This is a genomic window from Flavobacterium sp. GW821-FHT12A05, from assembly GCF_058807735.1.
Genome location: NZ_JBXAQY010000004.1, coordinates 632,165 through 652,668, shown reverse-complemented (window position 1 = coordinate 652,668; position 20,504 = coordinate 632,165). Strand labels below are relative to the sequence as shown.

The following is a 20,504-nucleotide window of genomic DNA, read 5'->3' as shown; positions in this document are numbered from 1 at the left end:
AATCTAAAATCTAAAATCTAAAATCTAAAATCTAAAATCTAAAATCTAAAATCTAAAATCTAAAATCTAAAATCTAAGTTTAACCTAACCAATAACCACTTTATGAGTTCTATTTCAGTTGATATTCAACCCAAAAAGCATTATGAAATTCTAGACGGCCTTCGAGGAGTAGCGGCTGTATTAGTAGTAATTTTTCATATTTTCGAGGCCTTTAACGAAGGAAGCCGTTTTAAACAAATTATGAATCACGGCTATCTGGCTGTTGATTTCTTCTTTCTTTTATCAGGATTTGTTGTAGCATACGCCTACGATGACCGCTGGGCAAAACTAACCCAATGGGAGTTTTACAAACGACGCTTAATTCGTTTACAGCCCATGGTAATAATGGGGATGATTATTGGAGCCATTTTCTATTACTTTCAGGAATCAAGTGTTTTTCCGCAAATTGCGACAATGCCGGTTTGGAAAGTAATTTTAACTATGGTCATTGGTTTTACTTTGCTTCCAATTCCGCCCTCTATGGAAATTAGAGGCTGGGGCGAAATGCATCCTTTAAATGGTCCGGCATGGTCTCTTTTTTTTGAATATATAGCGAATATTTTGTACGCCTTGTTTTTTCGCAAATTTTCGAACAAAGTGCTGTCAGTTTTCGTGCTGATATTTGCCGGGCTATTAATTAACTATACTGTTTTTGGACCAAAAGGAGACGTAATAGGCGGCTGGTCTTTTAATCTGGAGCAAATGAATGTTGGTTTTACGCGTTTACTGTATCCATTTTTTGCCGGAGTTTTACTTTCTCGTTTAGGAAAACTAATTCATATAAAAGGCGCATTCTGGGTTTGCAGTCTTATGATTATAATTATATTTTCAATACCAAGACTTGGCGATGAAAACACTTTATGGATGAACGGTTTATACGAATCAATTTGTATTATCTTCTTATTTCCGTTAATTGTTGCCATTGGAGCAGGAGGAGAGATTAAAAATCCAATTTCTCTTAAAATATGCAAAGCCCTGGGAGATATTTCGTATCCAATTTACATTATCCATTATCCTTTGATTTACTGGTATATGGCATGGGTAATCGAAAATAAAATTCCTTTAAAAGACGGTTATCTTTTAGGAATTGGAGTTTTATTGGCCAGTATCACAATCGCATATTTATGCCTAAAATTATACGATGAACCAGTTAGTAACTGGCTTCAGAATAAATTTCAGAAGAAAAAAGAGGTTAAGTAAAAAGGTTCAGAGGTTCAAAGGTTCAAAGCGACAGAGTAGCAAAGGTTCAAAGGAACCAGGTTCAAAGCAGTAAAGGTGCAGAGGGACAAAGTGGCAAAGGTTCAAAGGAAAAGACTTTGTTCTTTCAGTAAACAAAAAGGATGAAACTTTTTAAAGTTTCATCCTTTTTTATATTTAGTCCAACAAGGAAACCTTTGTCCCTCTGAACCTTTGCATCTTTGTCCCTTTTAAAAAAAACTTATTCTAAAACCAATGCTCCTAAAGCTTCTTTGCTAAAACCTTTTAATTGATCTGTTTTTCCGGCTTTAATTTTAGCAACCCAATTAGGATCAGATAAAAGAGGTCTTCCTACGGCAACTAAATCAAAATCGCCTCTGTCGAAACGTCTGTTTAATTCCTCTAATGAAGTTGGTTCAGAGCTTTCTCCTGCAAAAGCACCAAAGAAATCACCAGAAAGACCAACAGAACCTACCGTAATAGTTGGAGCTCCGGTTACTTTTTTAGCCCATCCTGCAAAATTCAAATCAGATTCTTCAAATTCAGGTTCCCAAAATCTACGTTGCGAAGCGTGTATGATATCAACTCCCGCATCAACAAGAGGAGTAAGCCAGGCTTCTAATTCCTGCGGATTTTTAGCCAGTTTATAATTGTAGTCAGAAGGTTTAAATTGAGAGAATCTCATAATAACCGCAAAATCGCTGCCTACTTGTTTTCTGATTTCTTTTATTACTTCAATAGCAAAACGGTTACGTTCCGGCAAAGTTTTTCCGCCGTAAATATCTTCACGTAAATTCGTTTCGGCTCTAAAGAACTGGTCAATTAAATAACCATGGGCACCGTGAATTTCGATAGTATCAAAACCTAATCTTTTAGCATCAGCAGCAGCTTTACCAAAAGCAAGAATAGTATCTTCAATATCTTTTTCAGACATCGTTACTCCGTTTCTAAAATCAGGACGGTTTAATCCAGAAGGACCTTCAAAAGGAACTGGCGGCACCCAGCCTGAATGGTGATTATCCATAATTCCCATGTGCCAGATCTGCGGTCCCATTTTTCCGCCTGCAGCATGAACTTCATCAATCACTTTTTTCCATCCGTTTAAAGCTAAATCACCATAAAAATGAGGTACGTTAGCATCATTTGATGATGAAGGTCTGTCGATAACGGTTCCTTCAGATAATATTAAACCAACTTCGCCTTCAGCTCTTTTTTGGTAGTAAGCTGCGACATCATCAGTTGGAACTCCGTTTGGAGAAAAAGAGCGCGTCATTGGCGCCATTACGATTCGGTTTTTAAGATTTAACGTTTTTAAGTTAAATGGCGAAAACAGGTTGTTTGTACTCATAGTAATTTACAAATTAGATTGGATTAATTTACTGAGTGCTTCAAAGGCACCTTCGTTGCGTTTATAGTAAGTCCATTGTCCAACACGTTTGGCTTCGATAAAACCGGCGCGTTGTAATATAGACAGGTATTCAGATACAGTAGATTGCGTCAGACCGGCTTTGGCCTGAATTTGTCCTACGCATACACCGTGTTCAAATCCGCCGTGTTCCAGCTGTCCGGGAAAGTTTATTTCGGGTTCCTTAAGCCATTCCAGCATTTGCAGTCTGGACTTGTTAGAGAGGGCTTTAAAAATTTCTATATTTTCCATGGTGCAAATATATCGACTTTTCCCGATATACCAATTAAGCAAAATATTTTTAGCATAATTTTATGATTGAAGGGGGAGAAAGATGAAATAAAACGATAGAAAATTTAATAAAGAAATTTATATTTGTGAGAGTTAATTAAAGCCCCAAATAATTAAACTTAATCAATTATGAAAAAAACATTACTTATTTTAGGATTCTTATGTTGTGTTGTAACCAGTTCAAAAGCGCAGGTTGTAGGTACTGATATTGGAGACATTGCACCCGAAATTGATCTTCCGGATACAAAAGGAAATCTTGTGGCACTTTCGTCTTTAAGAGGTTCTTTGACTTTAATCGATTTTTGGGCTTCGTGGTGCGGACCATGTATAAAAGAACAGCCGGCTTTATTGAAATTACACACGGCTTATCCTGATAAGCTATCCATTTACAGTGTTTCTATGGATACTAAAAAACCTTTGTGGTTAGCAGCGATAGCCAAAGGAAAATTGTCTTGGACACAAGTAAGTGATTTAAAATACTGGAAATCTCCGGTTGTAGGAGATTATATGCTTCAATCTGTTCCTTTGAACTTTTTAGTAGATCAAAACGGAATTATTATTGCCAAAAATATTCACGGAAAAGCTTTAGAAGATAAGGTGAATAGTTTGATTGGAATACAATAAACTTTGTTTTAGGTTTCAGGTTGTAAGCAAAAACTTTGCGAAATTTGTAAAAAATAAATTATGATACAAAAATCAATCTTAGTCTTGTTTATTCTGGCTTCAATGCATTGTAATTCTCAGACGCTTGAAACGGTTTATAAAATGAAATCATCGTATCAAAGTTGTTTGAATAAAGGTGGCGATATGCGAAATTGTGCGATGGTATATTACAATCAATCGGACAGTCTGCTGAATGTTGTTTACAAAAACCTGAAAAATAAGATAAGTTCTAAAGAGCAATCTAAATTAAAAAAAGAACAAGTTGAATGGTTAAAAAAGCGCGATCTGTTCTTTGAAAAAGTATACTCAGATACTAAAAAAGAAGGAAATTTTAGAGAAGGAAGCAGTGATTTTGATATGATTGTTTTTGACGAAAAAGCGAAGTTCGTCTTTGGACGTGTAAAAGAACTTATTAATAAAGGATAGGTTTTTGTTTCAGGTTTTATTTGTTTCAAGTTTCAAGTTTTCTGTAACGATCAATCTTTGTCAAAGTTTAAAACTTTGACAAAGATATTTCAACCTGAAACCTGAAACCTGAAACAAAAAAATCTAAATATTAATAGCGCCTTGTCCAGAAGCAATCATATACGCTTCTTTTAAAGTCTCAGAATAAGTTGGATGAGCGTATGAAATTCTAAACATATCCTCATCTGTAAATTCGTATTCCATTCCTATTACACCTTGGGCGATAAGATCTGCGGCTCGCGGGCCGATGACATGCATTCCTAAAAGCTCACCGTATTTTGGATCTGATAGAATTTTAGAAAAACCATCTTTTTCCATGGCTGCCCTTGCACGTGCACTGGCAGAAAAAGGAAATTTACCAACACGGTATTCAATACCTTTCTCTTTCAATTCTTCTTCGGTATAACCCACAGAAGCCACTTCCGGCCAAGTATAAACAACACCCGGAATTAATTTGTAATTAATATGCGGTTTCTGTCCGTTTATGGTTTCAGCTACAAAAATACCTTCTTCTTCGGCTTTGTGTGCCAGCATTGCTCCGGCCACAACATCACCAATAGCATAAATGTTTTCGGCTTTGGTTTGAAGTCTTTCATTGGTTACGATTCGGCCTTTTGAATCTGTTTCTATAGTAGTGTTCTCTAATCCTAGACCTTCTGTATACGGTTTTCTTCCAACAGCAACCAAACAATAATCGGCTGTTATTTCCTGTGGATTATTAGACGCGTCCAAAAAGTTTACCGTTGCATTTTTTCCGTTATTTTTAGCCGATTGTACTTTATGGCCCAATAAAATCTTGATATTCTGTTTGGTAAAAATCTTCTTCAATTCTTTTCCAAGGTCTTTGTCCATTGTTGGAATCAGGCTGTCAAAATATTCAATTATTGTAATTTCAACCCCAATTCGGGCATAGATAGAAGCCATTTCAACCCCAATTACACCGCCTCCAATAATGACAATACTTTTGGGTTTTTCGGGTAACGAAAGTGCTTCTGTCGAAGTAATGATTCGTTTTTTATCAATTTCAACTCCCGGAATAGTAGCTGGTTTTGAGCCAGTTGCAATAATAAAATGAATCGCCGAAATTTTAGTCGAATTGCCATCGTTGTGTTTTACGCTTAATTCCGTATTGCTTAAAAAAGAACCTATTCCTTCAAAAACTTCGATTTTGTTTTTCTTCATTAAAAAGTTAAGTCCGGCAATATTTTGTTCTACAACTTCGCCTTTTCTTTTAATTAACTGCTGAAAATCTAAGTCTAATTTTCCGGTTAGAATTCCGTGTGCTGCAAATTTGGTTTCGGCTGTATGATAATGTTCCGTACTGTCCAGTAATGCTTTTGTTGGTATGCAGCCCACGTTGGTACAAGTACCGCCCAACGCTTTATATTTTTCTACAAGTGCAGTTTTGTAGCCCAATTGCGAGCAGCGAATTGCCGATGCATAACCGCCAGGACCTGAACCTATAACAACGATATCAAATTTTGTTTCCATAAATGATTTTTTTAGTAATTAAATGACATTTCAGACTAAAAACAGACAATATATATGCCTTATTTTAGCACATGAAATTTACGGATTTTCAGCGTATTATGGAAGTTAATTCGTTGTATTTCGTTGTTAAAAAAGCAATATTCTTGATATTTAAAGAACAAAAAAAAGTCCAAATCTATTGAAATGGACTTTTTATCGATTTTTGAATAAGTTAATCGTTTTCTGAAGCATTTTTCTTAACGCCGCCAAAGCTCGTTCTCATCATTTCTCTAATTTGAAACTGCGTTTTATTTCGAGTTACGCTTTTCCATTCGTCAAAATCATAAATATGAATTTGATCTGCATACGGATTTGTTACAAAGAAAAGTCTGGATATAGAGAATTTGTAGTATTTTAATTCATGCGAAATGTGGCGGTCGGGCACGACAATAAGAATCGTGTCCCAGTCTAGAAAATTCTTAGGCACGTCGTCTCTTTCTGTTAAACCAAGAGATTCAAAAAAGGCAACTATCTTCTGATCATTATTCTTATCGATTTTTTCATCGATACGTTTAATGGTGCTAAGAAGCTTTTTTTCATCTTTAATAACACTCATATAATCTCTGTTTTTTAAATTTTTATATAAAATTACGCCAAATCAAAATCATTTTGTAAAGTATAGCCAATAGAATGATTCTAAATTTTTAATAGCCTTTTTTGTGCTGGTTATTGTGTGCTTTTTGATAAAATACTATTGATTAAAGCTGTTTTAATGTCCTATTTTTATCGTTCTAACTTTTCCTAACCGCATTTTATGAAAATTGTCTCCTTCAAAAGAATTTTTCTGTTTGGCATTTTTTTGATTTCCTGTTTGGCATTTGCCCAAAACAAATCAGAAAGAGAATTAATTTTAATTGATAAAGACTGGCGTTTTTCGTTTGGCCATTTATACGATACAGAAAAGGATTTTGGACACGCGACAGGTTATTTCTCCTATTTAACCAAAACCGGATTTGGTGATGGGCCGGCAGCAAAAGATTTTGATGACCGCGCCTGGCGAAAATTAGACTTACCCCACGATTGGGCCGTAGAGCAGGACTTTAGCGAAAGCGGCAGTTTTAGCCATGGTTTTAAAACTTCGGGAAAAGGTTTTCCGGAGAAAAGCATTGGCTGGTACCGAAAAAAAATCACTATTCCGGAAAGCGATACGGGTAAAATTATCTCAATAAAATTCGACGGTGTTTTTAGAAATTCGAAAGTTTTTTTCAACGGCTATTACCTCGGAACAGAGGAAAGCGGCTATAACGGATTTGAATACGATGTTTCGGCTTATGTAAATTATGGAGGTGAAAATACGATTGCAGTTCGTGCCGATGCTTCGATGGAAGAAGGCTGGTTCTACGAAGGAGCAGGAATTTACAGACATGTTTATCTGCAGAAAACAAACCCAATTCATGTAGTTGCAAACGGAACTTACGTTACCACAGAAATTAAAAATAATGAAGCTGCTGTTCGAGCCGAAGTCTCAATGGAAAACAAAGGAAAGTACAAAGGATCGGTTGAAATTATTCAGACCATTTTTGGTGGTTCAAACAAACAAATCGCAAGTGTTTCTGAAAATGTAAATGCGCCTGAATTTTATAAAACAACCCATTATGCTTCGAAGTTAAATGTGAAAAGTCCGCTTTTATGGGATATCGAAAGTCCAAATTTATATCTTTTGGTAACGCAGATTAAACAAAATGGAAAAATTATCGATAGTTATGAAACGCCTTTCGGAATTAGAACAATTAAGTTTGATCCTGAAAACGGATTTTTTCTTAACGGAAAAGCTTTAAAATTAAAAGGAACAAACAATCATCAGGATCATGCCGGAATTGGAACGGCGTTACCGGATGAATTACAATATTTTAGAATTAAAAAACTAAAAGAAATGGGTTCGAATGCTTATCGTTGTTCGCATCATCCGCCAACACCAGAATTGCTGAAGGCCTGCGATGAGTTAGGTATGCTGGTAATTGATGAAACGCGTTTAATGGGAATTAACGAGTATCATTTGAATGATTTAAAGCGAATGATGGAGCGCGACCGCAATCATCCGAGTGTTTTTTGCTGGTCGGTTGGAAATGAAGAATGGAATATTGAAGGCAATATCGTGGGCGAACGCATAACAAATGTAATGCAGAATTTTGCCAAAAGCATAGATTCAACGCAATCTGTAACGGTTGGAATTAGCAGCGGATTTAAAAGCGGGATTTCGTCTGTAGTAGAAATTATGGGGTATAATTATCTAGGAAACGGCGATATCGATGCTCATAGAAATCAGTTTAAAAGCCAGCCCGGAATGGGAACAGAGGAAGGTTCGACTTTTGCAACGCGAGGTATTTACTTTACAGATGATGCTAAACATTATCAGAGTGCTTACGACAGAAAACCCCGCCCGACTTTTTACAGTATTGAAGAAGGCTGGAAGTTTTATGCCGAAAGGCCTTATCTGGCTGGAATGTTTATTTGGACAGGTTTTGACTATCGTGGCGAACCTACGCCTTATGGCTGGTCATCGGTAACTTCTTATTTTGGAATGATGGATGTTTGCGGTTTCCCGAAAGACAATGTGTTTTATTTGAAATCCTGGTGGACTGCTCAACTTGTTTTACATATTCTGCCACACTGGAACTGGAGCGGAATGGAAGGTAAAGAAATTGATGTTTGGGTATATTCTAATTGTGATGAGGTAGAACTGTTTCTAAATAAAAAAAGTCTGGGAAAAAAGAAAATGCTTCAAAACAGCCATTTAGAGTGGAAAGTAAATTATACGCCCGGAACTCTGGAAGCTATTGGATACAAAAACGGCAAAAAAATATTGAGCGAAATCCAGAAAACAACGGGAAAATCTGAAAATATTAAACTTTCTGTAGACAAAGAAAACGTTCAAAATTCTAAAATTTCGGTTGTAACCGTAGAAGTTACAGATAAAAACGGACTACATGTTCCAACGGCAAATGATGAAATTACGTTTTCTATACAAGGAGGAAAGATCCTGGGAGTAGGGAACGGCGATCCGGCTTCTTTAGAAAAAGATCAGTTTATTGATGCAGTTTCATTAGTTCCAATAACGAATTTTCAAGAACAAAAAAGAACGACGGCAAATTTACCTGATGAATTACAAGATTATCCAGAGAGTGATTGGAAGTTGGCATTTAAAGATCGGGATTATAAAAATCAATCTCCGTCTTATATTTATAAAGGAGAATTTGATTTGAAAAACAATTCGGCTTTAAATAAAGTAAGTTTCTTTTACAAGGAAATTGGTGTTCAGACAGTTATCTTCATCAACGGAAACAAAGTAAATCCAAGTGCCGAAGATTCTCAAAAATATGTTTTAGATGCTGCTATTTTAAAAGATGGAAAAAACACGATTCATATTGCTGTGACGCCATTGCAAAAAGTAAAAGACTGGGATGTTCTCAATACTGATCCGGGAATTATTCAAATCATAACGCCATCGGAACCTTGGAAAAGAAAACTTTTTAATGGTTATGCTCAAATTATAATTCAAAAAGAGGAAAATGCTGCTGAAGTTATTTTATCGGCTTCCGCCAAAGGATTAAAGGCAGGAACTTTGAAAAAGTAGATTTTGAATTTCATGTTTCTCATGTTTCAAGTTTCATGTTTCAGGTTGCTATTATGTTTGTCTTTTTATTATCAAACCCGACAAGTTTTTAAAACCTGTCGGGTTTACTCAACTTAAAATTTCTATTTAAAAAACGAACTTTTTAATGATCAGAAATTATCATGTTGGTTTTTGGCTTTTTAGATTTGTTCATTACAAATAGAAGCAGGGGCAGGGTTATGACAAAAAACAAACCAACAAGAAAGAAAGCATCTCTGTAACTCAATAGAGAAGATTGTTTCATTACAACACCTTCCATTAATTTTAAGGCTTTAAATTTAGCTTCGTTATAGGTAAAACCTCGGTATTGAAAGTATTTGATGTAAGCGTTTATGCGATCCATAGCCAGAATATTACTTGGATTAATGTTTGAAATCAATTCATTTCGATGTGCAGCGAATCGGTGGGCGACGTAAGTGTTTATGATCGATACACCAAAAGAGCCGCCCAATTGTCTCATCATGTTATTAAGAGCAGCGCCTTGTCCCACATCTTTATCATCTAAAGAAGAAACAGCGAGCATGGTAAGCGGAACAGTAAGCAAGGCCATTCCTAAAGCACGAAAAATAAGCGAGGTAGCGACTTCGGCAGCGCTTGTATTTAAAGTCATTCCGGACATTCGCCAATTAAAATAAATGAATAACAGAAATCCTGCTGCGATAATGATAACCGGAGAAACGCCTTTTTGTAATAATGTACCGCATATTTTTAATGCCAGTAAAGCAAACAAAGCGCCGGGAAGTAAAAGTAATCCGGTTTGATAAGGCGAAAAACTCAATAAACGCTGTGCCACAACCGGACTTATATAAATGGAAATAAACATTCCAAAACCCGTCACAAAAGTTAGAATTGCTGCAATACTTAACGATTTACTTTTAAGCACCCTAAGATTTACGACGGGCTTTTCTATCGTTAATTCCCAATAAATAAAGGCAGCTAAAGTGCTGACCGCAATGACGGTTAATACTACAATGTATTTGGTTTCGAACCAATCTTCGACTTCGCCTCTTTCTAATACCGTTTGCAAAGCACCTACACCTATGGCAAGAAGTGCAATTCCGGTCCAGTCGACTTTGGTTATTTCTGGTTTTACGGCTGGTTCACGCAAAAGGAAATAACAAGATATGGCGACCAAAATTCCAATAGGAATATTAATTAAAAAGATCCATGGCCAATCGTAATTCTCTGTAATATATCCTCCAAGCGTTGGCCCAATTGTAGGCCCGATAAAAATTCCCGCTCCAAATAAAGCGCCGGCAGTTGATTGTTTGTCTTTTGGAAAAAGTTCGAATACAATAACCTGCGAGATGGATAATAAAGCACCGCCGCCAATTCCCTGAAAAAATCTAAAAAAGACCAGCATCCAGATATTAGACGAATGACCGCACATAAAGGAGCAGAATGTAAACAAAACAACAGAACCGATATAATAGTTGCGTCTGCCGAGATTGGCGCTTAAAAAGCTCGTTATGGGTATAATAATAACATTTGCGATGGCATAAGCAGTAATGACCCACGAAGTATCTTCGAGAGTAGCGCCCAGATTACCGCTCATGTGCGAAAGTGCCACGTTTACGATAGAAATATCAATTAATTCCATAATGGCCGCAAGAATAACGGTTATAATGAGCAGGTTTCGGTTTAATGGTGTCATAAAATTATTTTATACCAATCGGTATATTTTTATTCAAAAAAAAGTAAAGTGAAAGTTAGGTGCTTTTACGAAAGCACCTTTTTTACAACGTTTGTTTTAAATAAGTTAGATGTTGCTCTGGCAATTAATCGGGTTTGGTCAGCATTCCAAATTTCGCATTGCGCATTCACCATTTGTCTTCCTTTTTTTATGATTAATGTTTTGGCTAAAATTGTATCGCCCACGTGAGCAGGAGCAAAATAATCAACAACAAGATTTATGGTCGTATAAAAAGTTTCTTCGTTAAGAGAAAACATCGTAGCACCAATACAATCATCCGCAATTGCAGCAGTAACACCTCCATGCAGACTTTTAATAGGATTTGACATTTCTTCTCTGATTACGTATTTAAAAGTTACAGTTCCTTCTTCAGCCGCTAATACAATGGGTCTCATCCAAAGCATAAAAGGCGAGGGAGAAGCCGTAAACTCTCTGTTTATATGATCTTGTAATACTTGTAATCTTGTTTTTGTTTCCATTTTGATTGTAATGTTAAATTTAAATTATACCAATTGGTATAATTTTGGATAAAAAAATTATTCTAAGTCTTCGATAATTTTGGTGACAGAAAGCATAATATCGGCCAGAGTTGATATGTTTCCGGTAATTTTAGCAATCATAATCGCTCCTTCAATAAGGGCAATAATCGTTAATGCTGTTTTCTCGGGATCTATAGATTCGGCTTTAAATTCTCCCGAAGCAATTCCTTGTTTTATAAAATAAGCCAATTGGTCTTTCCAGGATAAAATAACACGTTCCACTTTTTTTCTAAGAACAGGATGTGTGTCGTCTGCTTCTGTAGCGGTATTAATAATCGGGCATCCCCCTTGTGTTACTCGTAAGTGATAATAATCAGAATAGAGACGCGGATAAACGAGTAGTTTTCCTTTAAAGGTTTTTTCTTTTTCAATTTCTTTTGAAAAAATATCATGAAGTTTTTGAACATTAAATCGGAAAGCTGCTAACGCTACTTCGTCTTTATTGGCAAAATTTCCGTAAATACTACCTTTTGTTAATCCGGTTGCCTCTGTAATATCGCTCATAGACGTACCGCTGTAGCCTTTCATATTAAAGATAGGAGCAGTTTTCTCAATTATAAATTGCTTGGTTCTTTGGGCTTTACTCATGATATTCAAAAATAAAAGAACAAATATATACCGATTGGTATAATTAAAAAAGCTTTTTGTAGATTTTTTTTAATTACAACGTCATTAACCGCAAAGAGCGCAAAGGTTCCGCAAAGGGCACAAAGAGAATTATACATTGCGAGATTACTTCATTCAGTAAAAAAGCTTAGCGAACTTTGTGGAACCTTTGCGACCTTTGAGATTAAAATTTAACTCAAAACAAAAAAATCTAAAAATTTATTTGATTTTCATAACTTTGCAGCATGAAAGAGGAATTAAATTGTCAGGCAATTGAGCTTGGAATAAGTGATTTAAAGTTAAAAGGCTTTAAAGTATATGAGATTACGGGCGATGTGAGTAAAATTCCAACCTATAATCGTCGTGATTACTACAAAATCTGCATCAATACAAGCAAAAGCTTAATTCATTATGCTGACCGCGGAATAGAAACAGACGGAACGATTTTATTCTTTGGAAATCCTATTATTCCGTATTCATGGGAAAATATCTCAACCGAATTTCATGGATATGCCTGTGTTTTTACAGAAGAATTTTTAAAAGCAGGTGACCGTTCAGAAACGCTTCATGAATCGCCTTTGTTTAAAATAGGAGGTACGCCAATATTTAACTTAACGGCTGAGCAAAAAGTGTTTATCGATTCGTTATTTTTAAAAATGATCGAAGAACAGGAAACCGATTATGTTTTTAAAGATGATTTAATGCGCAATTACATCAACTTGATTATTCATGAATCGATGAAAATGCAGCCAACAGAAAACTTCTTTAAACATAAAAATGCTTCGTCCAGAATTACGTCTTTGTTTTTAGAATTGCTGGAAAGACAATTTCCAATAGAAACCAAAAACGAACCGTTGGCTTTAAAAACGCCTCAGGATTATGCGCAGAGTCTTGCTGTACATGTCAACCATTTAAACCGTTCTGTTAAAGAAGTTACCGGAAAACCAACAACGGCGCATATTACCGAGAGAATTATCAGCGAAGCAAAGGCTTTATTGCAGCATACGGATTGGAGTATTTCGGATATCGGTTATTCGCTTGGATTTGAATATCCAAGTTATTTTAATAATTACTTTAAAAGATTAACCGGAACGATTCCAAAATCGCTTCGAATGTAAAATTGTTTCAATTTCATAATTTTTTGTTTGAATATTGTTATTTCTGGAGTGCAGGCTTGCCCTAATTTTGCCTTGAAATTACAGTATTAATCATTTATCAGTTTTTAACAGACTAAATAATTACTTCATAAAGCGCATTCTAGCTTTCCTAAATTTAGTTTCCTGATTCTGATAATTCCAAAAAACAATTAATTTATGAAAGAATCAAGCCATTTATAATATTGGTGTCATTTTCCTAAAGGAAATTTACCACCCACACTCGCACGGAGCTTTTCCGGAAAGTGAATTTATCTTATCGCATCAGTACAAAATACAACGGGAATTGTAAACTGCCTAAAAACCAGCAGCTGATGAGGGATACAATAATTTTAAATAAAATTCAATCTCAAAAAATAAACTAAATTTTATGTCGACAAATTATTCAGCCGTTATCGAAGAAGGAAAAGTCCCGAATACATATATGACGGGTGACGTTTCCTATAAAAAACAAAGCAGTGATATTCATCCTGAAAACACTGTTATTAAGGAAGTTACTTTTGAGCCTTGTGCAAGAAGTAATTGGCATAGTAACGAAGGTCTGCAAATGCTTATTGCAACAGACGGCGCGGGTTATTATCAGGAAAGAGGAAGCGCAGTTCGAATGCTTCATAAAGATGAGGTAGTTACGATCCTGCCGGGAGTTGAACATTGGTATGGAGCAACTCCGTTCGAAAAATTCTCTTATTACACTATTATTACCGAAATTGATAAAGGTCACGGATCGTGGCTTGAACCAGTAACTGATGCAGAATATTTTCTATTAAGCAGTCATTAATTGAGAGGCTCAAAGTAGCAAAGGTTCAAAGTAACAAAGGTTTAAAGCAGCAAAGGCTCAAAGTAACAAAAGGAAAAACCTTTGAACCTTTGCCACTCTGTACCTCTGCACCTTAAAAAAAACACTATGAAAAAACGTATATTAGGAAACAGCGGTCTTGAAGTTTCTGCACTGGGACTCGGCTGTATGGGAATGAGTTTTGGCTACGGACCAGCTCATGATAAAAAAGAAATGATAAATCTATTACGTTCTGCGTATGAAAAAGGGATTACTCTTTTTGATACAGCCGAATGTTACGGACCACATTTAAATGAAGAACTTTTAGGAGAAGCTTTAGCGCCTTTTCGAGATAAAGTTGTCATTGCAACGAAATTTGGTTTCTTAGAAGGTGATTCTAAAAAAGGATTGGACAGTCGTCCTGAGTGGATTCGACAAAGTATTGAAGGCTCATTAAAAAGATTGAATACAGATGTTATCGATTTGTATTATCAGCATCGAGTTGATCCAAATGTTCCAATAGAAGATGTTGCGGGAACGATTAAGGACCTGATTCAGGAAGGAAAAGTAAAACACTTTGGACTTTCAGAAGCTGGTGTAGAAAGTATTCGCCGTGCACACACGGTTCAGCCCGTTACGGCATTGCAGAGCGAATATTCACTTTGGTGGAGAAATCCGGAAGAAGAAATTTTTCCGACTTTAGAAGAATTAGGAATTGGTTTTGTGCCTTTTAGTCCGCTGGGAAGAGGTTTTCTTACTGCAAAAATTGACGAGAACACACAATTTGATAGTTCTGACTTTAGAAATTCATTACCTCGTTTTGCACCCGAAGCCAGAAAAACAAATCAGGCTTTTGTTGATTTACTAGGAAAAATGGGTGCTGACAGGGGAGTAACAAACGCACAAATTGCATTGGCGTGGAATCTAGCTCAAAAACCGTGGATTGTGCCAATTCCGGGAACAACTAAATTACATCGTTTAGAAGAAAATCTTGGCGCTTTAGATCTAAAACTTTCAGCCCAGGATCTTGCAGAAATCGATGAAGCTGCTTCAAAAATAACAATCGAAGGATCCAGATATCCGGAACATTTACAGAAGATAGCGGGGAAATAAGGTTCAAAGTGGCAAAGGTTCAGAGGCTCAAAGGAACAAAGGAAAAAAAACTTTGAACCTTTGCCACTTTGAACCTCTGTACCTAAAAAAGCAAAACCCCTTAAGCAATTCAACTCTTAAGGGGTTTTTTAGCAAAGTTTGAGTTCTTATGGAGTTCTATTACTTAGAACCTTAGAATCTCAGCATCTCAGCATCTAAAAATAAATAATAACCAATTAAATTTATTTTACTTTTTGTCAAGGTTTTGTTTCAGCAGTTTAGCATGTTCTAAATGCGAAGTTAAACCTGCAATACTGTTGGTTGCCCAAAGCTTAATATCTTCATCCTGCGCATCTTTAGCAGCTTTTTGAAGTTTGTCGATAGCTTTTTGGTGACCGTCGATCATCATATCTGCGAATTTTTTATCAAAATCCAAACCTGATTTTTCGTTTAATTTTTTATATTCTTCCTGACCTTCTTCAGTTAACGAAGTTGGCAGCGTAAAGTTTTTTGATTTTGCTAAGGCACTTACCTGAGATGCCGATTTAGTATGCTCGTCAACCAGCATTTTTCCGAATTTTTTCACTTCCGGATCAGTTCCTTTTTGCTGTGCCAGTTTTCCAATTTCGATTTCAGCTAAATTAATTTCAGCCTGATCTACTAAGAATTCTGAATCGTCTTCTTTATTGTCAATAGAGTCAAATTTGGCTTCGTTTGCATCTTCAGCTACTTCTTTTGGGTCTTCTTGTTTCGTTTCGTTTTTACAAGACTGAAGGAATATAATAATAAGTCCCGCTCCTAAAATGGCTTTACTGGCTAATAGTAACTTTTTCATGATTTAATAGTTTAAATGTTATAATGTAAAATTATTCAGAAGATAAAGGAATAACTTACAGGATTTTGAAAGATTGTTATATGATTTGGATGCTCGGTTAATTAATTAGTGTTTTGAAAAAGTTTTATATTAGCTCAATAATTATATTATTAGGTGAAATGAAAGTAATTAAGATATTTTTAGTGTTGTTGTTTTTAGGGATTTCTTTTCTCTACTTAAATTATTTTTCATCTTTTATTATGCCTTGGGATAGAGAAGAAGCAATTGAAGCTGCTTTAAGCTGGGGAAAATTAGAAAAACTTCCAAAAGATGCAGACATTACTAATATGGAGAAACGAGGAAGTATTTTTACCAGGCAGTTCATTATTGAGTTTACGAGTTCTGAATCTGAAATTAAAAATTGGATTTTAAAAAGTAAAGGGTTCAAAGATGTTAAGCCTGAAATAGAAAACGGAACTAAAAAATACGAAATACATCCAAAAGATCTCAAATCTTCTGGAGGCCATGTAAAAATAAAAGGTAATACAGTATATATTAATATGAGTTGGAGTTAGGTTCAATTATATAATGTACTGAATACGTTAATCAAAATGCAATAAATCTAAAAAAAGAAACATAAATAAAAATGACTGAAAAATTCACCTTAACAGGCGGAGCAAGAATTGGAATGGCAAAGGCGAGTTATCCTTTTGCAGATTTATATGTTGATAAAAATTGTTTAAAAATAAATGCTTCAATTGCAGGTAATTTAGTTTTTCAGCCAAAGGATATAATCGAGTTAAAACTTTATACATCGGTTCCTGTTATTGGAAATGGCATAAAAATTATTCATCGTGTTGAAAAATACAATAAGGAAGTAATATTTTGGACATTTAAAGATCCAAAGTTTGTATTGAGCGAGATTGAAAAAACGGGCTTTTTAGAGAATATAAACAGTCATATAAGTGATTTAGATTTAGAAATTATGAAAAGACAGGATCAAGGCGGATTCCCAATCAAGAAATCAGCTGCGACGTTGTTTTTTATTGTTTGGAATGTACTTTTGATGTCAGCTTTTTTGCCAGTTTTAGCTAATCAGGAATCTGAAGGTTTTCATTTTGGAATCGGAATAAATATTGCGCTAGGTTTGCTTTTTCTAACTTCGGTTTTAACTTTAATCTCAAAGAGTTTTACAAAATTAATTTTGAAAGAAGGACGAGAACTCGCAGATATTAAGAAGTTTGTATATCTCATTATTTTAATTAGCGGGATTATGTCTATCACATTTGGATTAGCACGTTTTTGGTAATTATTACGTTATACTTTTAAGTTAAAAGGAAATATAACATTTATAAATAAAAATGCAGGTTAAATCAAAATTTAGAAAACTATTCTGGGTTAGAATAGCAATTGGTTTTTTCGTTTTTCTAATTGTTCTTTTTTATGTAATTCTAGTCTTATTGCATAATATAATACATAGAGAAGTTTTGTTTAAAAATCCGTTTTTACTTGTTGCATTTATATTTTTAACTTTTCTAATCTATGCTGCATTAGATTTGTTTGAAATTTTCAGGCTTACTGTTACTGAGACAGGAATCGAAAAAACACTAATTATATCTGGAAGAAAACAAACTATTCCTTTCAAATCGATTATTAGTGTAAAAAAGCAGAGAATCAGAATGAGAACTAAGTCTGGAGATCTGACTGATGGTTATAGTGTAAGTGTATTAAAATTGGAGAATAATAAAAGCTTAATAATTTCCCCAGATAATTTTGAAAATTATAAAGATATTATGCTTGCCATTAGAAATAAATTAAATTAAATAGTTATTTTTTTAATCCCATTCGTTTTACGAATGGGATTTTTGCTTTTACATTAATAATGGTTCACAATTTTTGCGGAGCAGCTTACGAAGATTTACTTCGTCTGTTCGCTATCGCTCGAGTCTCGTTCTTCGAAATGAAGATTGCGCCAAATCTGCATCTAGAATCCACAATTCACAATCAACAATTCACCATTAACCATTAACCATTAACCATTAACAATTAACCATTAGCATTAATGAATTAATTATGAAAGTTATAAGCAAAATTGTATAACAGAAAAATCCTTCTTTTTGATGAATTTTGAAATACCATAAGAGATAAATCAATTAATCTAAATTTTTAAGTCATGCCAGATCCAAGAATTAAAAATGAAGCACAATACGAAGCCCTGCTAAAAAAGGGATATAGTAAAGAAAAATCCGCACGTATAGCCAATACGCCAGATGCAGGAGAAAAAGGAGGAAGAGCAAAACCTTACGAAGAATGGACAAAAGAAGAACTCTATGAACAAGCCAGAAAAGTGGGAGTTCCGGGACGTTCTTATATGAACAAAAAAAGTTTGATTAAATCACTTCGAACTAATTAAAAATAAAACCACAGATGTCACAGGTTCTCGCAGATTATGCGGAAAGAGTAAAAGGAGTTAGAGAAATCTTTTGAATCTGTGACATCTGTGGCTAAAAATACTAAAACAACCATGAATACTGCCAGAACTCAAAAACTAATGAACCAATTGATTAAAACACCGCATTTGGTGTTGGAGAAATTGGAATTAGTTTATGTAAACAATCAAAACTTACCAATTGAAAGATGTCAGGGAGAAGAAGGTTTTATTTATAAAAAAAACGGACGTTGTATTAAGCAAAAAAGTGAAATAAAGCGTTTTAATAGTCTGGTTTTGCCGCCGGCCTGGGTAAATGTCAAGATTTCGGATTTATCAAACGGGCATTTGCAGGCAGTAGGTTTAGATGTTAAAAACAGAAAACAATATCGGTATCATCCAAAATGGAACCTAATCCGCAATCAAACCAAGTTTTATAAAATCGCAGAATTCGGACAAAAGCTTCCTTCCATACGAAAACAAGTTGATATCGATTTAGAACAAAAAGAGTGGTCGAAAGAGAAAGTAATTGCATTAGTAATCAGGTTAATGGAAGAAACTCATATCCGGATTGGAAATGAAAAGTACGCCAAAGACAATAAATCTTACGGACTTTCGACTTTGCGAAAAAGACACATCAACATCAATAAAAATTCCCTTCGCTTTGAATTCATCGGAAAAAAAGGAAAACAGCACACCATTACCACAAGAAACAAACAATTGATTAAACTGGTAAGCCGCTGCGAGGAAATTCCGGGATGGGAAGTTTTTAAATATTACGACAAAAACGGCGAAAGAAAGGTTTTAGACAGTCATATGGTAAATGAATATCTGCACACCATTTCGGGCGAATATTTTAGTGCCAAAGACTTTAGAACCTGGGCAGCCTCAATTATATTCTTTGAAAGTTTAATGGAACTTGGCGTTACATCAGACGGAAAAGAAATCAAAAAAAATATTGTTTCGGCTTATGATGCCACTGCAGAAGCACTTGGAAATACCAGAAACGTCTGCAAGAATTATTACGTTCATCCGCTCTTGGTTTCAACTTATGAAGATGGTTCGATCCAGCCGTATTTTGATAAAGTCAAAAAGAGCCGAAGCACCAAAAAATATTTTTCGCGCAGTGAAACCGTCTTTTCAGAACTGATAGAAAATTATCAGGTCAATTTACAGTAAAAAGACATTTATTACGCTATTAATTAATTGTTTAGAGTTAATGTTTCTCTTTAAAAAACAGGAAATTTGAGTAACAAACAAAATCGTTATTAACTAAAATCTATTATTATGTTACGTTGGACAGTCATATTTATTATTCTGGCAATCATTGCGGGAATATTTGGTTTTGGAGGCATTGCCGCTGGAGCCGCTAGTATAGCAAAAATTTTATTTTTTATTTTCTTAGTGTTATTTATTATCTCGCTCATCAGCGGACGAAGAAGTGTATAACACAAAGAATTCAGTAAAATAAGAACGAAATTAAAACGACACATCTATCTCGGTAAGTGTGTCGTTTATCTGTTTAAAAATATCAAATTATGGGAACTAAAAGTGGTGCTTACCAGGATGTTTACATCAAAAGAGAGGATGAAATGGTAAGTTTAAAAAATGATGTAACAGATTTTTGCGAAAAATACATCAAACCTGTACATCCTGAAAACTGGGATTGGTCGATACGAGATTTCGAGAATCCTAAAAACGATCCAACAATGGCAGAGGCAAGGGCTGTAGCCAATGTGGTGTACAAAGATTTACTCGACAGCAAACATACACAAGTCGATCTTTCGACCATGAATAATGTCGAAGCTATAAAAGCTTATTTAAACCCTAAAAGCAAACATGCCGATTTTAATATGGAGGAATTTGCTTTTGCTTTGAAAGTAGAACTCGAGCACGGAAAAATAAAAGATGTAAACGTAACCAACAATCATCCGTTTTTAACCGCCATGATTGCGCTTGCCCACATGACCGAAAGTTTGACATATTACAAACGCTTGAAAGTCATGGAAGCCGAAGGTGAAATTTACGAAATCATGCGAAAAATAGAAAATTCGAAAACTGGAAAAGAGGAGTGGTATATAGAATTAGGCAAAGCCGAAAAGGAATTAACCGAAGCCAGAACCGGATTAGTAGAACGTTTACAAAAAATGGATGACATTCCAGTCTTAGAAAAAATTGGCGATTAGCGTTTTAAATCGCA

Annotated in this window: 22 protein-coding genes; 14 read left to right on the top strand and 8 right to left on the bottom strand. The window is 35.1% G+C overall.

Going from position 1 to position 20,504, the window contains the following annotated elements:
* The first annotated feature begins 102 nt into the window (after nucleotides 1-102).
* A complete protein-coding gene (locus AC1RRQ_RS12375; protein WP_493023338.1) occupies nucleotides 103-1,239 on the top strand; it encodes an acyltransferase family protein in 1,137 nt (378 codons plus the stop codon).
* A gap of 238 nt (nucleotides 1,240-1,477) precedes the next feature.
* Here AC1RRQ_RS12375 and AC1RRQ_RS12370 read toward each other — a convergent pair whose 3' ends face one another.
* Together AC1RRQ_RS12370 and AC1RRQ_RS12365 are read right to left on the bottom strand one after the other, a co-directional pair.
* On the bottom strand, nucleotides 1,478-2,584 hold the full coding sequence (locus tag AC1RRQ_RS12370) for an NADH:flavin oxidoreductase (protein WP_493023337.1): 1,107 nt from the start codon (nucleotides 2,582-2,584) through the stop codon (nucleotides 1,478-1,480).
* Nucleotides 2,585-2,590: 6 nt separating this feature from the next.
* Complete coding sequence (locus tag AC1RRQ_RS12365; protein WP_012025367.1) at nucleotides 2,591-2,893, bottom strand: ArsR/SmtB family transcription factor; 303 nt, start codon at nucleotides 2,891-2,893, stop codon at nucleotides 2,591-2,593.
* Between the two features lie 168 nt (nucleotides 2,894-3,061).
* On the opposite strand from AC1RRQ_RS12365, the gene AC1RRQ_RS12360 reads away from it, so the two are divergent.
* Both AC1RRQ_RS12360 and AC1RRQ_RS12355 read left to right on the top strand, forming a co-directional pair.
* A complete protein-coding gene (locus tag AC1RRQ_RS12360) occupies nucleotides 3,062-3,556 on the top strand; it encodes a TlpA family protein disulfide reductase (protein WP_493023335.1) in 495 nt (164 codons plus the stop codon).
* A gap of 60 nt (nucleotides 3,557-3,616) precedes the next feature.
* A complete protein-coding gene (locus AC1RRQ_RS12355; protein WP_493023334.1) occupies nucleotides 3,617-4,021 on the top strand; it encodes a lysozyme inhibitor LprI family protein in 405 nt (134 codons plus the stop codon).
* 123 nt (nucleotides 4,022-4,144) lie between these two features.
* On the opposite strand, the gene lpdA is transcribed toward AC1RRQ_RS12355, so the two are convergent.
* Nucleotides 4,145-5,551 (bottom strand): dihydrolipoyl dehydrogenase, encoded by a 1,407-nt coding sequence (gene lpdA / locus AC1RRQ_RS12350; RefSeq protein WP_493023333.1) that lies wholly within the window; start codon nucleotides 5,549-5,551, stop codon nucleotides 4,145-4,147.
* Between the two features lie 211 nt (nucleotides 5,552-5,762).
* Entirely contained in the window at nucleotides 5,763-6,146 is a 384-nt protein-coding gene (locus tag AC1RRQ_RS12345) for a hypothetical protein (protein WP_493023332.1), read from the bottom strand.
* A 198-nt stretch (nucleotides 6,147-6,344) separates the two neighbouring features.
* On the opposite strand from AC1RRQ_RS12345, the gene galA reads away from it, so the two are divergent.
* Nucleotides 6,345-9,164, top strand: a complete 2,820-nt coding sequence (galA, locus tag AC1RRQ_RS12340; protein ID WP_493023331.1) for a beta-galactosidase GalA — start codon at nucleotides 6,345-6,347, stop codon at nucleotides 9,162-9,164.
* 142 nt (nucleotides 9,165-9,306) lie between these two features.
* Here the strand turns inward: galA and AC1RRQ_RS12335 are convergent, their stop codons facing one another.
* The 3 genes from AC1RRQ_RS12335 to AC1RRQ_RS12325 all read right to left on the bottom strand — a co-directional run bounded on the left by AC1RRQ_RS12335 (nucleotide 9,307) and on the right by AC1RRQ_RS12325 (nucleotide 12,023).
* Nucleotides 9,307-10,857, bottom strand: coding sequence for a DHA2 family efflux MFS transporter permease subunit (locus AC1RRQ_RS12335; protein WP_493023330.1), 1,551 nt, complete (start codon nucleotides 10,855-10,857; stop codon nucleotides 9,307-9,309).
* 65 nt (nucleotides 10,858-10,922) lie between these two features.
* Nucleotides 10,923-11,375, bottom strand: coding sequence for a PaaI family thioesterase (locus tag AC1RRQ_RS12330; RefSeq protein ID WP_493023329.1), 453 nt, complete (start codon nucleotides 11,373-11,375; stop codon nucleotides 10,923-10,925).
* 57 nt (nucleotides 11,376-11,432) lie between these two features.
* Nucleotides 11,433-12,023: a TetR/AcrR family transcriptional regulator gene (locus AC1RRQ_RS12325; RefSeq protein ID WP_493023328.1), complete on the bottom strand. Its 591-nt coding sequence runs from the start codon at nucleotides 12,021-12,023 to the stop codon at nucleotides 11,433-11,435.
* A 263-nt stretch (nucleotides 12,024-12,286) separates the two neighbouring features.
* On the opposite strand from AC1RRQ_RS12325, the gene AC1RRQ_RS12320 reads away from it, so the two are divergent.
* The 3 genes from AC1RRQ_RS12320 (at nucleotide 12,287) to AC1RRQ_RS12310 (ending at nucleotide 15,083) form a co-directional block, all read left to right on the top strand.
* Complete coding sequence (locus AC1RRQ_RS12320; RefSeq protein ID WP_493023327.1) at nucleotides 12,287-13,159, top strand: helix-turn-helix domain-containing protein; 873 nt, start codon at nucleotides 12,287-12,289, stop codon at nucleotides 13,157-13,159.
* Nucleotides 13,160-13,565: 406 nt separating this feature from the next.
* The gene (locus AC1RRQ_RS12315; protein ID WP_493023326.1) at nucleotides 13,566-13,973 is read left to right on the top strand and encodes a cupin domain-containing protein; all 408 of its coding nucleotides are present in this window, start codon (nucleotides 13,566-13,568) and stop codon (nucleotides 13,971-13,973) included.
* Between the two features lie 126 nt (nucleotides 13,974-14,099).
* Nucleotides 14,100-15,083, top strand: a complete 984-nt coding sequence (locus tag AC1RRQ_RS12310; RefSeq protein ID WP_493023325.1) for an aldo/keto reductase — start codon at nucleotides 14,100-14,102, stop codon at nucleotides 15,081-15,083.
* Between the two features lie 226 nt (nucleotides 15,084-15,309).
* On the opposite strand, the gene AC1RRQ_RS12305 is transcribed toward AC1RRQ_RS12310, so the two are convergent.
* Nucleotides 15,310-15,897, bottom strand: coding sequence for a DUF4142 domain-containing protein (locus AC1RRQ_RS12305; protein ID WP_493023324.1), 588 nt, complete (start codon nucleotides 15,895-15,897; stop codon nucleotides 15,310-15,312).
* Between the two features lie 113 nt (nucleotides 15,898-16,010).
* Here AC1RRQ_RS12305 and AC1RRQ_RS12300 point away from each other — a divergent pair, with 113 nt between their 5' ends.
* The 7 genes from AC1RRQ_RS12300 (at nucleotide 16,011) to AC1RRQ_RS12270 (ending at nucleotide 20,490) form a co-directional block, all read left to right on the top strand.
* Nucleotides 16,011-16,451 (top strand): hypothetical protein, encoded by a 441-nt coding sequence (locus tag AC1RRQ_RS12300; RefSeq protein ID WP_493023323.1) that lies wholly within the window; start codon nucleotides 16,011-16,013, stop codon nucleotides 16,449-16,451.
* Between the two features lie 71 nt (nucleotides 16,452-16,522).
* Nucleotides 16,523-17,185 (top strand): hypothetical protein, encoded by a 663-nt coding sequence (locus AC1RRQ_RS12295; protein WP_493023322.1) that lies wholly within the window; start codon nucleotides 16,523-16,525, stop codon nucleotides 17,183-17,185.
* A 52-nt stretch (nucleotides 17,186-17,237) separates the two neighbouring features.
* A complete protein-coding gene (locus AC1RRQ_RS12290) occupies nucleotides 17,238-17,699 on the top strand; it encodes a hypothetical protein (RefSeq protein ID WP_493023321.1) in 462 nt (153 codons plus the stop codon).
* 350 nt (nucleotides 17,700-18,049) lie between these two features.
* On the top strand, nucleotides 18,050-18,289 hold the full coding sequence (locus AC1RRQ_RS12285) for a DUF7218 family protein (protein WP_493023320.1): 240 nt from the start codon (nucleotides 18,050-18,052) through the stop codon (nucleotides 18,287-18,289).
* Nucleotides 18,290-18,400: 111 nt separating this feature from the next.
* Entirely contained in the window at nucleotides 18,401-19,483 is a 1,083-nt protein-coding gene (locus tag AC1RRQ_RS12280) for a DNA topoisomerase IB (RefSeq protein WP_493023319.1), read from the top strand.
* A gap of 108 nt (nucleotides 19,484-19,591) precedes the next feature.
* Complete coding sequence (locus AC1RRQ_RS12275; protein ID WP_035644678.1) at nucleotides 19,592-19,753, top strand: DUF1328 family protein; 162 nt, start codon at nucleotides 19,592-19,594, stop codon at nucleotides 19,751-19,753.
* Nucleotides 19,754-19,842: 89 nt separating this feature from the next.
* Nucleotides 19,843-20,490, top strand: a complete 648-nt coding sequence (locus AC1RRQ_RS12270) for a DUF5661 family protein (RefSeq protein ID WP_493023318.1) — start codon at nucleotides 19,843-19,845, stop codon at nucleotides 20,488-20,490.
* Nucleotides 20,491-20,504: the final 14 nt, after the last annotated feature.